Source organism: Streptomyces sp. NPDC028635, from assembly GCF_040637635.1.
In the GTDB taxonomy this organism is placed as follows: domain Bacteria; phylum Actinomycetota; class Actinomycetes; order Streptomycetales; family Streptomycetaceae; genus Streptomyces.
The window spans coordinates 22,979-37,902 of the sequence record NZ_JBEZWX010000006.1; the positions used below are offsets into that span (position 1 = coordinate 22,979).

The following is a 14,924-nucleotide window of genomic DNA, read 5'->3' on the forward strand; positions in this document are numbered from 1 at the left end:
CCGGGCCCGGAGTCACTCCCGGTAGCCCTCGACCTGCGAGGACGAACGGGCCTCGGCCTCGTCCCGGGTTCTCCCCGAACTCCGCTTTCGCGCGCCGCCGGCGCAGCAGGTCCCAGCACCGGTCGAGCTCGTGCTCCCGTTCGGTGAGGTGCTGCCGCTCGGTGACGCCGTCGATCCGCCCCGACGCCAGGTCCGCGCGCAGCCGGTGCTCGCGCTCGACCATCTCCGTGATCCTGGCCAGGATCTCCTGGTCCTGTTCCATGGGCCCACGCCTCCTCGGCCGGCTCTCTCCGCATCACTCTAGGGAGCCCGGAGCGCGCCTGCGACCGATGGCGGCCGGCTCGTCGCCGTCGGCCGGCAGTCCTCCGCCCGATTGCCTCAGGCGACCATGCGGGCGGAAGGGGTCCGCTCTGGACGATCCCCCGCGTCGTCCAGAGCGGACGGCAACGCCGACCGGGCCCGCGCACGGGCTGGTCGACACGCGCTGAGTATAGTTGGCTGGCAGCCAGTCAACGCAGGAGTTACAGCATGTCCCCGCGCAGCGCCTCGGTCAATGAGGAATTGCGGCGGCGCTCCCGGGAGCGGCTGCTGCAGGCGGCACTCGAGCTGGTCAGGGAGCACGGCTACGAGGCGACGACGCTCGCCGGCATCGCCGATCGCGCCGGCTCCGCCCGCGGACTGGTGTCGTACTACTTCCCCGGCAAGCGCCAGTTGGTGCAGTCCGCCGTGCACCGGCTGATGCACCGCACGCTCGAGGAGGCCCTGGAGCGCGAGCCGCGCGCCGACGACGGCCGCGAGCGCATGGCGCGGGCGATCGACGCGATCCTGGGGCTGGCCCGGGACGAACCGGTGCTGATGCGCCAGCACATGGCGGGCCTGCTGCAGGCGGAGGGCTTCGTGCAGTGCCCGGAGCAGCAGCGGCTCGCGGAGCTGCTGCGCTCCACCGTCGCCGGGTACGGCTCATGCGACATCGACCGCGACTACCCGATACTGCGCTCGGTGCTGATGGGCGCCGTGTACGCGATGGTGCTGCCGAACGTGGCGATGCGTATCACGGCGATGCGCGCCGAGCTGTTCAGGCGCTACGGCCTGGCATGGGACGCGGGGAACCCGCCGGACGCCGAGGCGTCCGGCGGGGGCTGCGAGCAGGATCTGTCCCGCTTCTTCGCGACCGGCGCGCGGCCGGAGGATCAGCCGAAGTAGTCCGGCTGCGTCTGGACGTTGAGCTCCCGCAGATGGACGCGGCGGGCCGGGTCGGTACGGCGGTCGCTGAGCTTCAGCACGTCGAAGCCCTTGGCGATGTCGTTGGAGTAGATGTAGCCGTTGTAGTAGTACGCCGACCACGCACCGCCGACGGTGAGCGTGTCGGTGGTCAGCGGGCCGCGCTCGAAGTAGGCGATCTCCTTCGGGTGCGCGGAGTCGGTGAACTCCCAGACGGAGACGCCTCCCTGGTACCAGGCCTGGACCATGATGTCGCGCCCCTTGACCGGAATCAGCGAGCCGTTGTGGGCCACGCAGTTCTCGGTGTCGGCCTGGTGGCGCGGGATCTTGTAGTAGCCGCGGAAGACCAGTTTGCGCTTCTCGCCCTTGCCGACGATGTCGTAGATGCCGTCGGCGCCGCGGTTCGGGCCGGTCGCCGCGTTGCACGTGGCCGCACCGCCGCCGCCGAGCTCGTCGGTGAAGACGACCTTGTTCGCCTTCTGGTTGAAGGTCGCCGAGTGCCAGAAGGCGAAGTTGACGTTGTCCTGGACCTGGTCGATGACCTTGGGGTGCTCGGGGTCCTTGATGGAGAACAGGATGCCGTCACCCATGCAGGCGCCGGCCGCCAGGTCCGCGGAGGGCAGCACGGTCAGGTCGTGGCAGCCGGTGGTCTTGGAGACGCCGGGGTTGGTGGGGGCGCCGGGGTTTCCGCCGCCGTCCGGGCCGGAACCGGGGAAGAGCACCGGGAAGTTGACCACGGCCGCCTTCTCGGGAGCGTCGCGCGGCACCTTGATGACGGAGATGCCGTCGTGCGGAGGCTGGCAGTCGGGGTAACTCGCGCTGGGCGAGTAGGAGGAGACGTACACGTAGACGTTGTCCCGCTTCGGCACCAGCGTGTGGGTGTGCGAGCCGCAGGCCGTCTCGACGGCGGCCACGTAGCGGGGGTTGCGCTTGTCGCTGATGTCGAAGACCTTCATGCCCTCCCAGGAGGACTTCTCCGTCGCCGGCTGCGTGGTGCTGTGGCAACTGCTGTCGCTGCGCGAGGAGTCGGTGGACAGGAACAGCAGGTTGCCGGAGACGGAGATGTCGTTCTGCGAACCGGGGCACAGCACCTGCGCGACGGTCTTGGGTGACGCGGGGTCGGCGATGTCGAAGATGCGGAAGCCGTCGTAGTTGCCGGCGAAGGCGTACCGGCCCTGGAAGGCGAGGTCCGAATTGGTGCCGGGCAGCGCGTCCTTGGGGATGTTGGCGAGGTGGCGGACGTTGGCGGAGTGGACGATCTGGTCCTGGCCGGGTATCTCGCCGGCCGCGATCGCCTCGGCCGCCTGCGCCCGGGCGCTGCGGGAGACCTCCTTCGGCGCGGACGGGTGATCGCCCGGGTCGGGGATGGCGCCGGCGGGCGCGGCGGTGAGCAGCGCGGCCAGCAGTCCGGCCGCGGCTGCGGCAACGCCCAGGCGTCTGCGTCGTGTTCGGGGATCGTGCAGGGTCACTGTTTCCTCCCTCGGCACCGTTCCGGTCGGAACGGTTCACGCTTCCCCGCAGTATCGTCTTCATCATGCCCAGATCAACAGATGGCAATGGGATCGTCATGAAGCACCCGGGAGGTCGCCTTGCTCCTGCGCCGTGGATCGCGCCCGGCCCTCGCCACGGTCTCGCTGACCGCCCTCGCCGCGCTCACCCTCGGGGGCTGTGACTCCGGCGCGGACACCAAGTCCCCTGCCGCCGGCGGTCCTTCGGTACTGGTGCCGGGCATGCCCGGCGAGGCCAACCGCACGCTCTCGGCCGGGGAGGCGGCACAGCAGCGGGCGGACGACGACACGCCCAACGCGGCCGACGTGTCGTATGCGCGCATGATGATCTCTCATCACGAACAGGCGCTGCGGATGACGGAACTCGCCCCGGACCATGCCCGTTCGGAGGACGTCAAGCGCCTCGCGGCCCGGATCGCGGCCGCCCAGGGGCCGGAGATCGCGACCATGCGGGCCTGGCTGAAGGAGTACGGCAAGGAGGAGGCCGGCGGCGGGCACGTGCACGGCCGGATGCCTGGCATGGCGACCGAGGCGCAGCTGAAGCAGCTGGGGGCAGCGCGCGGCACGGCGTTCGACGCGCTCTTCCTCACGCTGATGATCACTCATCACCAGGGCGCGATCACCATGGCGACGGACGTCAAGGCGCAGGGCAACAACGTCCGCATCGAGGAGATGGCCGACGACGTGGTGGCACAGCAGACGAGCGAGATCACGCGGATGCGGCAGATGTCGTGACGGCCCGGGCCCTGCCACGCGGGTCGTCCGGGCGTCGCGGCCGGTCCGGTCCGGACGACCCGGCTCAGTCCGCCTTGCGACGGGCGTGACGCGGGGTCAGGAAGCCGGCGTCGCGAGCCTGGGCGATCAGGCGCAGGGACTTGCGGCGGCTGTGGCCGGTCGCGCACATCACCGCGAGGACCGGGTCGACGCCCTCCTCCTGGGCCGCGCGGTACTCCTGGGCGACCTGCCATCGCCCCTCGATGCCGCGCGGCCAGGCGGGACGGGCCCGGCGCCCGCCGGACCGCTCGTCGTCGCCCGCGTCCGCCCCGTCCTCGTCGTCGTCGGCGTCCACCCCGCACGCCTCGAACAGCGGGCCCTCGATCCAGTCCGCGAGCACGGACAGGTCGTCCAGGGACAGCGCGGGTTCGGCCCGGACGTCCTCGATGGACACGCACCCTTCGGTCACCACGGCGAGCGCCTCCACACCGGCGCCGTCGGGGAAGGCCAGCAGGACGTGGAACCACCTGGTCGCACCGGCGTCCTCCTGCACTTCCCACGCGGGCGACACGGTGACCGCGCCGTCCGCCTCCGATCGATCGGAAAGATTAAGAAAGGATGCTTCAAGCACACACGCAACGTAACCGCATGATCACATTCCATACGAACGGACACGCATCCGTCCGCCCGGACAGCACCCTGTCAGCGCAGCCGCCGGGGCGCGCCGCCGGGGCGCGCGGACACGGCGGGGTGAGGGGAACCGGCCGGTTCGAAGAGGGCGGCGGGGGGCGAGTGGTCAGGCGGGCCGGGCGGCCTGGCGGGCCGCGGCGTCCAGGAGGGCGTCGAGCAGACCGGGAAAGAGGTCTTCCAGGTCCTCGCGGCGCAGGCCGTTCATCTTGGCGGTGCCCCGGTAGGTCTGCTGGATCACCCCGGCCTCGCGCAGCACCCGGAAGTGGTGCGTGGTGGTCGACTTGGTGACCGGCAGGTCGAAATGCGAACAGGACAACTCGTCCGTGGCGCCTGCCAGTTCGCGCACGATACGCAGGCGCATGGGGTCGGACAAGGCGTGCAGCACGCTCTCCAGCCGGATCTCCTCGCGCGCCGGATGCGGGAGCTCACGGCCGCTGACGGCGGGGGTGGCGGGGGCGGGGGTCACGGCGGGCTCCAGTTCGTCGGATGTCCTCCATTGTACGAAGGCTCTCGTAGTTTGACATCCACCGTACTACGATGGCTATCGTACGAGTCGACCACCGGTCCCGTGACGAATGGAGTCCGCCGTGAGTGCGCTCTTCGAGCCCTACACCCTGCGCGAAGTGACCATCCCCAACCGCGTGTGGATGCCGCCGATGTGCCAGTACTCGGCCGCGCCCGAGGGTCCCGAGGCCGGGGTGCCGCACGACTGGCACTTCGCGCACTACGCGGCCCGTGCGGCCGGCGGCACGGGCCTGATCATCGTCGAGGCCACCGCCGTCTCGCCCGAGGGCCGGATCTCGCCGTACGACCTCGGTCTGTGGAACGACAGGCAGGTCGAGGCCTTCCGCCGCATCACCCGCTTCCTCGCCGGCCAGGGGACGGTGCCCGCGATCCAGCTCGGTCACGGTGGGCGCAAGGCGTCCACCGACCAGCCGTGGAAGGGCGGGGCGCCGGTCGGGCCCGACGCGCACGGCTGGCAGCCGCTGGCCCCGAGCGCCGTCGCCTTCGACGAACGGCACCCGGTGCCCACCGAGCTGACGGTCGAGCAGATCCGGGACATCGTCGGCCAGTTCGCTGACGCCGCCCGGCGCGCGCTGGCCGCGGGCTTCGAGATCGTCGAGATCCACGGCGCCCACGGCTATCTGATCAGCGAGTTCCTGTCCCCGCACTCCAACCGTCGCACCGACGCCTACGGCGGCTCGTTCGAGAACCGGACCCGTTTCCCGCTCGAGGTCGTCGACGCCGTACGGGCGGTGTGGCCGGACGGCAAGCCGCTGTTCTTCCGCATCTCGGCGACCGACTGGCTCGAGGAAGGCGGCTGGACCGCCGACGACACCGTCCGCTTCGCGCGGGAGCTGCACGCCCACGGCGTCGATCTGCTCGACGTCTCCACCGGCGGCAACGCCTCCGGCGTGCGCATCCCGACCGAGCCCGGCTACCAGGTGCCGTTCGCCGCGCGGGTCAAGGCGGAGACGCCGCTGCCGGTGGCCGCCGTCGGCCTGATCACCGAGCCGGAGCAGGCGGCGAAGATCCTCGCCAACGGTGAGGCGGACGCGGTCCTCCTCGGCCGCGAACTGCTCCGCAACCCGTCCTGGGCCCGGCACGCGGCACGCCGGCTGGGCGGCGAGGTCCACGTCCCGGACCAGTACCACCGGTCGGTGTGACGGGGGGCGTCAGCCTTGTCGGTGGCGCCGGTTGCCGGGGGTGCGGGGTGACCGCGGGCGGGTGCCGGGGGTGGGGCGGGGCGGGGTGACGCCGGCGCGTACCGGCGGCCGGTGAAACCGCGGGACCGGCCGGACCCGTGACCGACAAGCCCCTGACCGGCAGGTTCCCGGGACCGGCCGGTCCGCGGACCGCGACGCCGTGGCGGTCAGGGGGCGGCCGAAGCCGCACCCGGTCTCGGCACGGTCCCGCCCGGCGCCCCCGCGCTCACCGCGTCAGCCTCAGTACCGTCTGCTCCAGGCGCGGCAGGGCTCGCTGGCCCGCGAGGGCCAGGGCGATCGCCGCGGCCACGCCGGTCCAGGCGAGCGGGCCGAGCGGGGTGCAGCCGAACATCTGGCTGGCGCCCGGTGTCTGGACCAGCAGCACCAGCGCCGCCGCCGATCCGAGCACGGTGGCCCGCACCAGCGGGCTGCCCCGGCGGTCGGCCAGTGTCTGCGCGAGCTGCGTGCCGACCACCGCGCACAGCGCCATCGTCGTGGAACGGCGGGTCGTGCCCGGGGTGAACCGGCCGAACAGCCAGGCCACCACCGCGCCCAGACAGGTCGTCAGCGCGCGGTGCCGGATCTGCTCGATCAGCGGCTCGCCCAGCATCGACGAGCCCAGCGGCCCGCTCGCCTCGTCGATCACGTCCTGGTGCGGGGTGACGGCGACGGCCATCGCCGGGAACAGGTCCGTGAAGAGGTTCACCAGCAGCATCTGCCGTGTGGACAGCGGCGCCCGGCCGCCCAGCAGGGTGCCGACGATGCCGAAGCCGACCTCACCGGCGTTGCCGCCGATCAGGATGGCGATGGCGTCGGCGACGCTGTGCCACAGGGCGCGGCCCTCGCCGACCGCCTCGACCAGCACCCCGAGGTCGTCGCTGGTCAACACCAGGTCGGCGGCGTTGCGGGCGGCCGCCGAGCCGCGCGCGTTGATGCCGACCCCGATGTCGGCGGCACGGATGGCCGCGGCGTCGTTGGCGCCGTCGCCGACCATCCCGACCACCCGGCCCGCGTCCCGCAGCGCCTCCACGACCTGGAGCTTCTGTTCCGGCGCGACCCGGGCCACGACACCGCAGCCGCCCAGCATGCGGGCGCGTTCGGCGCGGTCGGCGGCGGCCAGCTCGTCGCCGGTGACCACGCCGGTGTCCTCCGGCCAGCCCAGCTCGACGGCGATCGCCCGCGCGGTCTGCGGGTGGTCACCGGTCAGCATGACGGGTCGTACACCCGCCTCGCGCAGCCCGTGCACGAGCGCGTTGGACGTGTCGCGGGCCACGTCGGCCAGTGCGACGAGGCCGGTGAACTCCAGATCGCGCAGCGCCTCTTCGAGGGCGTCCGCGCCCGACTCGCCGTCCTCCAGGCGGCGTTCGGCGACCGCGAGCACGCGCAGTCCGTCGGCGGCGAGCGCGTGCGCGGTGTCGGACGCCTCGTCTGCACCGTCGCCGCAGGCGGGCAGGACGTTCTCGGGGGCGCCCTTGACGACCAGGACCCGTCCGCCGTCCGGAGCGTGTCCCACCGCGGCGGCGTACCCGCGGGCGGCCTCGAACGGCAGGGCTTCCTCCTGCGTCCACTGCGGATCGTCGGCGGCGGCCTCCAGAACGGCCTCGTCGGTGGCGTGCACCGGCCGGTCGGAGCCGCCGTTCAGCTGCGGGCAGGCGCGCGCCGCCTGCACGAGGGTGCGGCTGTCCCGGGCCTCGTCGCGCTTGCGGACGGTGCCGTCGGCGTCGGTGACCCGCACCAGGCGCAGCCGGTTCTCGGTGAGGGTGCCCGTCTTGTCGAAGCAGATGGTGTCCATCCGGCCGAGGGCCTCCAGCGTGCGCGGCGCCCGCACCAGCACCCCGCGCCGGCTGAGCCTGCGGGCCGCGGCGAGCTGCGCCACGGTCGCCACCAGCGGCAGCCCCTCGGGTACGGCGGCCACGGCGACCGCCACTCCCCCGCTGACCGCCTCGCGGATCGGCGTACCGCGCAGCAGCGACAGGCCGGTCACGGCGGCGCCCCCGGCCAGGGTCAGCGGCAGCGCCTTGCGGGTGAGTTCCTGCAGCCGGGCCTGGACGCCCGCGGAAGGCGGCCGCCGGGCGGCCAGGTGGACCGCGCGGGACGCCTCGGTGCGCTCACCGGTCTCGACGACGACGGCGCGGGCGCTGCCTGCCACCACGGTCGTCCCCTCGAAGACCATGCAGCGCCGCTCGGCGACCGCGGCGGCCGGGCAGGCGTCGGTGACCTTGTCCACCGGCAGCGACTCGCCGGTCAGCGCGGACTCGTCGACCTCCAGGCCGTCGGCCCACAGCAGCCGGGCGTCGGCCGGGACGACGTCGTCCGCCTTGAGGTCGATGACGTCGCCGGGGTGCAGCTTGGCGGCGTCGACCGTACGGGGTTCGCGCCACTCCTCCGAGGTGAGGCGCGCCTTGCGCTTGTGCTCGGCGAGCAGCCCGGACAGCGCCCGCTCGGCGCGCAGCCGCTGGACGCCCCCGACCAGGGCGTTCAGATCGAGCGCGCCGACCACCAGCAGCGCGTCCGCGGCCGAGCCGAGGATCGCCTCGGCGGCCGAGCCGACCGTGAGGACGGGAGTGAGCGGGTCCTGGAGTTCGCCGCGCACCGCACGGGCCAGCTGGAGGGTCCAGCGCACCGGCGCGAGCACGGGGATCTTCTCGGCCCGCTTGGACAGTTGGTGCATACGGCCCTCGGTCTGTTCCCTGAGGGTCGGCCGGTCCTCACGGCGCCGCGCCAGCCTTTCCCGTACGGCGTCGGCGTCCAGGGCGTGCCAGGCGACGCGTTCCCTGGGGTGCGGTGAGCGGGCCACGGCGACGCCGAGTGCCGCCCGGGCGCCGCTCAGCAGCGCGGCGGTCGCGCTCACGTCCACCGGGGCGTGCCGCAGTCCGGGGATCATCGGGGAGCGGCGGCCACGGCGTGCGTCGCCGATCGCCACCAGCAGGCCCGACAGGGCGGCGCCGGACCGGGCCAGCGTCTGCGACCTGCGGCCCACGTCCCGCGCCACGGGCACGGCCCGCAGCAGCCGCCACACGTCGGGCAGGCCACCGGGCGCCACCAGATCCGCGCCCCACACCACCGTGGCGTCGCCGTCCGCGAGCGCGACGGCCACATCGCCGGCGAGCAGTCCGGTCAGCACGTCGTCGTCCTCGGCGGCGGCCGCGCGGGCCACGGTGAGTACCGCGCCGCGTTCCCTCAGCCGTTCCACGGCCTCCCCGAGCGGCCGGTCCGCGGGAACGAGGTGGTCGGCGAGTCCGGTGAAGTCCGCGAGCGCGGGATCGTCCACCATCACCACCCGCAGTCCGGCGGCGCGGGCGGCGTCCAGGACGGCCTCGGCCCACGGGTCGGCGCCCGCGCCCGGAGTGCGCAGCGCGCTCGGATGCAGCAGCACCGACTCGACGGTCTCCAGCTGCCGCAGCCGTTCGCTGTCCCGTACGAGGACGCCGGTGCGGGCGAGGGCCATGCCCAGGAAGGCGTTGAAGGCGGCGGGGCCGTAGCGGGCGGCCTTCGGGGAGCCGGCGAGGACGGCCTCGGCCGCCTCGTTCACGTCGTGCTTGACGAGCAGGGCCGCCACGGCGCCCAGCATGCTGCCGGTGCCGGCGTGTGCGGCGTACTGCTGGGCCGGGGTGCTGCGCAGCGGCGGGCGCGGCCGGGCGCTCGGGTGCACGCCGGTGCGGTCGGGTGTGCACAAACGGTCGTGGACGGCGTCGAACGCCGCCGAGCGGGCCACCGTCTCCGCCAGCTGGCAGGCGCGCAGTGTGCCGTCGAGGACCAGCGCGGTCGGTGTCTGCCCGGCGCCGTGCGCGGCCGCGTTGGCGGCGGCCAGCAGCAAATCCATCCGGGAGCGGCCGAAGCGCCCGCGCAGCCAGGCCCGCACGCGGGGGTTCTCGCGCAGCAGGGTCACGCACGCCGTCACCAGGCGCGGGGAGGGCGGAAGGCGCAGCGCGTAGGCGGTCAGCGCGGCCCCGGTCCCGGCCACGTCGGTCAGCAGTGCCGCCGTGGCGGTGCGCACGCCGGCCGGGTCGCCCGGGTGCGGGAACTCCTCGATGTCGATGTCGGAGGCGTCCGCCGCGCCCAGGCCGTGCCGTTCGGCCAGCGCGGTGGCGTGTTCGACGACCCGGTCGGTCAGGGCGTCCTCGGTCGCGGCCACCACCAGCCGGGCCAGCCCGCCGTCCCAGTACGCGAAGGCGACGTCGGGCCGTTCGGCGAGGATGCGCGCCACCCGCCGCGCCGTCTCCTCCAGCCCGCCCGCCCGTCGTACGTGTTCCTCGGCGGCCGGCCGCAGCGCGAGGTGCGCCCGCCGGCCGGCCCGCCAGTGACTGCCCGCGCCCGGCAGCGCACCGCGGCTGACGCGGCCGGCACGGACCGCGGCATCCGCCCCGCGGACGCCGGCCCGGGCCACCCCGGCGGCCGCGCCCGCGGCCAGTCCGACGGCTCCGGCGGCCAGGTCGGCGGCGGGCGCGACACCGCGCGCCAGCAGGCGGGGGGCGGCGGCCGGCAGTACGGCGGCGGCCGCCGCGGGGAGCTTCAGCAAGCCCAGCGCCATGGAATCCTCACTCTTCGCCGTGTCGTGGCCGGACGTCGGGGGTGGACGCTCCCAGCCTGGTCCTCGTGGGAGAGGCCGTGGCCCGTGTGGGAGACGCCGTGGTCCGTCGCGCCCGGGTGCCGGAGTAGTGCGCGCTCGCCCCCCTGGAGGCGTGGAGCGCCGCGTTCTTCGCCACCTGCTTGGCGGCGCTCTTCGCGACCGCGCCTTGGTGCCGCGAGGCTGCGGGGCGGGGTTCGGGATCGCCGGTGCCCGCGGACTCGGACGAAGGGGCGCGGGCGGGGGTGTCGGTGCCCACGGGCTCGGACGGGCCTGCGGGCCCGGATCCGGGCGAGGTGGCGGCGCCCTCGTGCGTCGTGGCGCCCGTCGTGGCGTATGTGGGCATACCGCCCGCCGCATGCTCCGGGCCGCCCGTCCTCGGTTCGGCCCGGCCCGCCGTCTCGGACGCCGGTGCCCCGGCGGTCGCCGTGACTCCTTCCCGGTCCCCGGACCGCGGCTGGGTCAGCCAGGCCACCGCCGCGCCGGTGAGGGCGACGGGCCACTCCACCACGCCCGCGACGCCGAGCACTCCGGCGCCGGTGTACACCGCCAGCCGCCGGCCACGCGGCGACACGGCCCCGATTCTGTCCAGCGCCCCGCCGGCCGCCCGGCCCACCAGCCCCGCACCCGGCACCCGCCGCAGCGCCGAGGCGGCGGTGCGCAGCGGCTGCGGGAGCGTCGCCGGGGGCGACTGCTGCATTGCCATGACTGTCCTCACCTCGCGTGACCCCGCTTTCCGGAGGGCCGGGTTCCCGCAAAGCGCCTCGTCATCACGCGGTTCCGTGGAGGAGTAGCGGCGGCGCGTCGGTGGCTGACAGTGCCCCTGCCGACGGCGCCGGAACGCTCACGTGGCGTTCGACGTCCTCGTACGGCCGCCGCCGGTGCCGTCAGCCCGTGCGGGCGTGGCCCACCGAGGCGGCCAGCTCCGCCTGGTACGCCGCGTAGGCGGTCCGCAGGGCCGGGGCCGGCCAGTCCTCGGGGAGCAGCTCGGACGGCAGGACCGGATCGGCGAGCAGGTGCCGTACGAGGGCGGCGAAGGCGGCGAGCCGGTCGGCCGGGCGGGCGGCCTCGTCCGCGTGGACGAGCAGGGCCCGGGCGGTGTCGGACCAGGCGTGCAACGGCCACAGGTCCGCGATCAGTTCCCGTGCGGGGCGGTCCGGGCGGGCGGTGTAGGACTGGGCGACCTCGGCGAGTCCGGCGGGCAGCGGCCGGTCGAGATTGGCCGGGCGCAGCCAGACCCCCTCGCGCAGTTCGGCCAGGCGCAGGGCGGTCAGCCGGCTGCGCAGTTCGGCCCGTTCGGCTGGCCCACGGCCGGTCGCGGTGATCACGACCATCTCCCAGTCACCGCGCCACGCGCGCGTGCGCGGCCGGACCGCCTCGTCCTGGCGGCGCTGGCGTTCCAGGAGGCGGTCGCCGATGCGGTAGCCCGTTCCGGTGCGCCGCAGATCACCTGCCGCGGTCATGCGACTGAGCGCCGCCCGCAGCGTGGAGCCGCCGACACCGAACGGCTCGACCGCGCGGGTCAGCTCCCTGACCGGCAGCTCCGGCGGATGCGCGCCGAGCAGGAGGCTCAGGACGACCGAACGGGCGGAGAGCGGGCGCAGGGCGAGTCCACCGCCGGGCGGATCCTCCGAGACGTGCGTGCTGCGCATGGGGACGTACTGTAACCGCGCCGCCCGCTGTTGCACTATTGCTACGGTCGCAGACAGAGTGCAACATGGCGGCATGACTTCGCTCCCGGGTCCCGCGTGGCCGCAGCCGTACCGCACGCACGACGTCACCAACCAGCCGCCACCGCTCGCGCCGTACGACGCGTCCGACGACGTGGCGCTGCTGGAGGGGCTGCGCCGGGAGGGCGCCGGCTGGGCCGAGGCGGACATCCGGCGGCTCGGAGAGCGGGCAGGCGGTGTGCAGGCCCAGGAGTGGGGCGACCTGGCCAACCGGCACGAGCCCGAACTGCGCACCCACGACCGGTACGGCGACCGGATCGACGAGGTCGAGTTCCATCCGGCGTGGCACGAGCTGATGCGGGTGGCGGTCGCCGAGGGTCTGGCCGGGGCGCCGTGGGCGGACGGACGTCCCGGCGCGCACGTCGCTCGGACGGCGGGCGGACTGGTGTGGGGGCACAGCGAGGCGGGGCACGGCTGCCCGACGTCGATGACGTACGCCGCCGTGCCCGCGCTGCGCCGCGAACCGGAACTGGCCAAGGTGTACGAACCGCTGCTGACCAGCCGCGAGTACGACCCCGGGCTGCGGGTGCCGACTCGGAAGCGCGGGCTGCTCGCGGGCATGGGGATGACCGAGAAGCAGGGCGGCTCCGACGTCCGGACGAACACGACGACGGCCACGCCGACCGCCGAACCCGGCGTGTACACGCTGCGTGGGCACAAGTGGTTCACCTCGGCGCCGATGTGCGACGTGTTCCTGGTGCTCGCCCAGGCACCGGAGGGGTTGTCGTGCTTCCTGGTGCCGCGCATCCTGCCGGACGGCAGCCGCAACCCGTTCCGGGTGCAGCGGCTGAAGGACAAGCTCGGCAACCGGTCCAACGCGTCCTCGGAACCGGAGTTCGACGGGACCGTGGCCTGGCTGGTCGGGCCTGAGGGCCGGGGCGTCAAGACGATCATCGAGATGGTCAACTGCACGCGGCTCGACTGTGTGATGGCCTCCGCGACGCTGATGCGCAAGACGCTGGTGGAGGCCGGTCACCACGTCCGGCACCGCAGCGCTTTCGGGGCGCGGCTGCTGGACCAGCCGCTGATGCGCAATGTGCTGGCCGATCTCGCGCTGGAGTCCGAGGCGGCGACGACGCTGACGCTGCGGCTGGCCGGAGCGGCCGACCGGGCGGTGCGCGGCGACGAGGGCGAGCGGGCGTTCCGACGGATCGCCACGGCCATCGGCAAGTACTGGGTGACCAAGCGGGGCCCGGCCTTCACCGCGGAGGCGCTGGAGTGCCTGGGCGGCAACGGCTACGTCGAGGACTCGGGCATGCCGCGGCACTACCGTGAGGCGCCGCTGCTGTCGATCTGGGAGGGGTCCGGCAACGTCAACGCGCTCGACGTGCTGCGCGCCCTGGTCCGCGAACCGGCGACTGAGGAGGCCCTGTTCGGCGAGTTCGCCCTCGCCCGGGGCGCGGACGCGCGCCTGGACGCCGCCGTTACGCGGCTGCGGGACGACCTGCGGAAGGCGTCACCGGTCGGCGCGCGCCGCCTGGTGGAGCGGATGGCACTCACCCTTCAGGCGTCGCTCCTGGTCCGTCACGCACCGCCCGCGGTGGCCGACGCCTTCTGCGCGACCCGCCTCGGCGGCGACTGGGGCCTCGCCTTCGGCACCCTTCCGGACACGGCGGACCTCGACGGAATCCTGCGACGCGGGCTGCCGGTCGGGGGGTGAGGGCGTGGACGGGGGGAGGGCGGATGCGGTGACGGGCGGGTGAGGGCGGGACGGGGTGACGGCGGACGCGGTGACGGGCGGGTGAGGGCGGGAGCGGCAACGGGCGCCGGGGAACGGCGAGGGCCGGGGCAGGCCCGGGGCCCGGCGCGGGCCGGGGAGCGGCGCCGTGGCGTGGCCGTCCAGACCGTCGGGCGCGGGTGACGGCGGGGCGTCGGGCGGGGGCGCCGGGCCCGGATGACGCCGAGGACGTCGGGGGCGTCGAGTGCGGTGGCGGGACGCCGACAGCGGGGCCGGGCCCGCGGGCCGACGCGGGCCGTGCGTCCGGTGTCAGCCCGTCCTGCCCCTCCCCCACAGCGGGCCGAAGCGGGCCCACTCCGCCTCCCACTGGTCCAGCCGGCGCTGCTCGAGACGGCCGCGCAGGGCGCGGCCGGCGACGAAGGGGACGACCGCGGAACTCACTCCGGCCAGGGCGCCGAGCAGGACGGCACGCAGGTGGGCCTGCCCGGCGGTGGCGGGGCGGGACACGAGGCGGCCCCGCGGGTCGGTCCACACCGTCACCTGGCCGCCCGTCGCGCTGCCCGGCCGTACCCGGACCTGACCGGTGTGCGCGGAGCCGTCCGCCGCCCGCCACGAGACGTCCGCCCACACGTGGTCGGAGCCGGTGCCGGCCGTGGGGGCCCGCTGGATGAGGCGGGCGACGACGGGACGCCATTCGGCGCGCTCGCGGGCCAGTCCCTGCTCGACCGACCGGGACGCTCCGAGCCCCGCGAGCACTCCGGCCACGACGGTGCACGTCCACACCGCGAGCACCACCCAGGCCTCCACCTTGTCGGCGCGGCGCCTGAGCGGATTGCGCCGCCAGCGCCACAGCCGGACCTCGGGACCACGGACCGCCATCGACGGCACCCTCCTCATCAGCGCGAGCATCCCCGGCGCCCTCCAGTACGGCGGACGGCCGCCCGGTGCTCAGGACGAGCCCTGCGCTTCGACGGTCCCACGGTCGTCCACGCCCCGCACGCGTTGTCGGGAAAACGCCCCGCGCACCGCCCGTGTCTGCCACAATCGCCGCTCTGACCTGCGGCGACACCGTCAGGAGAGGCCGCTGTCAGTGGTGGGGTGCACACTGGC

10 protein-coding genes and 2 pseudogenes are annotated in these 14,924 nt (G+C 74.5%); 4 read left to right on the plus strand and 8 right to left on the minus strand.

The annotated features are described in order from the left end of the window. Window positions 1-12: 12 nt before the first annotated feature. A pseudogene (locus AB0E88_RS08655) lies at window positions 13-262 on the minus strand (DUF2630 family protein). A gap of 266 nt (window positions 263-528) precedes the next feature. Between AB0E88_RS08655 and AB0E88_RS08660 the strand changes: the two are divergent. Then, window positions 529-1,203 carry a helix-turn-helix domain-containing protein gene (locus AB0E88_RS08660; RefSeq protein WP_361626037.1) on the plus strand — a complete coding sequence of 225 codons (675 nt, stop codon included), beginning with the start codon at window positions 529-531 and terminating at the stop codon, window positions 1,201-1,203. Here the strand turns inward: AB0E88_RS08660 and AB0E88_RS08665 are convergent. Further along, window positions 1,191-2,690, minus strand: coding sequence for a hypothetical protein (locus tag AB0E88_RS08665; protein ID WP_361626040.1), 1,500 nt, complete (start codon window positions 2,688-2,690; stop codon window positions 1,191-1,193). The genes AB0E88_RS08660 and AB0E88_RS08665 overlap by 13 nt on opposite strands. 120 nt (window positions 2,691-2,810) lie before the next feature. Here AB0E88_RS08665 and AB0E88_RS08670 point away from each other — a divergent pair, with 120 nt between their 5' ends. Next, window positions 2,811-3,464: a DUF305 domain-containing protein gene (locus AB0E88_RS08670; protein WP_361626043.1), complete on the plus strand. Its 654-nt coding sequence runs from the start codon at window positions 2,811-2,813 to the stop codon at window positions 3,462-3,464. A gap of 64 nt (window positions 3,465-3,528) precedes the next feature. On the opposite strand, the gene AB0E88_RS08675 is transcribed toward AB0E88_RS08670, so the two are convergent. Together AB0E88_RS08675 and AB0E88_RS08680 are read right to left on the minus strand one after the other, a co-directional pair. Then, window positions 3,529-4,014 carry a DUF6214 family protein gene (locus tag AB0E88_RS08675; protein ID WP_361626046.1) on the minus strand — a complete coding sequence of 162 codons (486 nt, stop codon included), beginning with the start codon at window positions 4,012-4,014 and terminating at the stop codon, window positions 3,529-3,531. Between the two features lie 225 nt (window positions 4,015-4,239). Further along, a complete protein-coding gene (locus AB0E88_RS08680; RefSeq protein WP_361626049.1) occupies window positions 4,240-4,599 on the minus strand; it encodes a helix-turn-helix domain-containing protein in 360 nt (119 codons plus the stop codon). A gap of 121 nt (window positions 4,600-4,720) precedes the next feature. Here AB0E88_RS08680 and AB0E88_RS08685 point away from each other — a divergent pair, with 121 nt between their 5' ends. After that, window positions 4,721-5,800 (plus strand): NADH:flavin oxidoreductase/NADH oxidase, encoded by a 1,080-nt coding sequence (locus AB0E88_RS08685; protein ID WP_361626052.1) that lies wholly within the window; start codon window positions 4,721-4,723, stop codon window positions 5,798-5,800. 265 nt (window positions 5,801-6,065) lie between these two features. On the opposite strand, the gene AB0E88_RS08690 is transcribed toward AB0E88_RS08685, so the two are convergent. The 3 genes and pseudogenes from AB0E88_RS08690 to AB0E88_RS08700 form a co-directional block, all read right to left on the minus strand. After that, window positions 6,066-10,370: a cation-translocating P-type ATPase gene (locus tag AB0E88_RS08690; RefSeq protein ID WP_361626055.1), complete on the minus strand. Its 4,305-nt coding sequence runs from the start codon at window positions 10,368-10,370 to the stop codon at window positions 6,066-6,068. Window positions 10,371-10,857: 487 nt separating this feature from the next. Then, window positions 10,858-11,112: pseudogene (locus AB0E88_RS08695) on the minus strand (hypothetical protein); the annotation flags it as partial. 181 nt (window positions 11,113-11,293) lie between these two features. Then, a complete protein-coding gene (locus tag AB0E88_RS08700; RefSeq protein WP_361626058.1) occupies window positions 11,294-12,058 on the minus strand; it encodes a PaaX family transcriptional regulator C-terminal domain-containing protein in 765 nt (254 codons plus the stop codon). A gap of 73 nt (window positions 12,059-12,131) precedes the next feature. On the opposite strand from AB0E88_RS08700, the gene AB0E88_RS08705 reads away from it, so the two are divergent. After that, window positions 12,132-13,796 carry an acyl-CoA dehydrogenase family protein gene (locus AB0E88_RS08705; RefSeq protein WP_361626061.1) on the plus strand — a complete coding sequence of 555 codons (1,665 nt, stop codon included), beginning with the start codon at window positions 12,132-12,134 and terminating at the stop codon, window positions 13,794-13,796. A gap of 327 nt (window positions 13,797-14,123) precedes the next feature. On the opposite strand, the gene AB0E88_RS08710 is transcribed toward AB0E88_RS08705, so the two are convergent. Next, the gene (locus AB0E88_RS08710) at window positions 14,124-14,693 is read right to left on the minus strand and encodes a hypothetical protein (protein ID WP_361626064.1); all 570 of its coding nucleotides are present in this window, start codon (window positions 14,691-14,693) and stop codon (window positions 14,124-14,126) included. Window positions 14,694-14,924 lie beyond the last annotated feature (231 nt).

Coding starts and splice junctions, on each gene's coding strand:
- AB0E88_RS08660 (WP_361626037.1), top strand. CDS start 529: ATGTCCCCGCGCAGCGCCTCGGTCAATGAGGAATTGCGGCGGCGCTCC.
- AB0E88_RS08690 (WP_361626055.1), bottom strand. CDS start 10,370: ATGGCGCTGGGCTTGCTGAAGCTCCCCGCGGCGGCCGCCGCCGTACTG.
- AB0E88_RS08700 (WP_361626058.1), bottom strand. CDS start 12,058: ATGCGCAGCACGCACGTCTCGGAGGATCCGCCCGGCGGTGGACTCGCC.
- AB0E88_RS08705 (WP_361626061.1), top strand. CDS start 12,132: ATGACTTCGCTCCCGGGTCCCGCGTGGCCGCAGCCGTACCGCACGCAC.
- AB0E88_RS08710 (WP_361626064.1), bottom strand. CDS start 14,693: ATGGCGGTCCGTGGTCCCGAGGTCCGGCTGTGGCGCTGGCGGCGCAAT.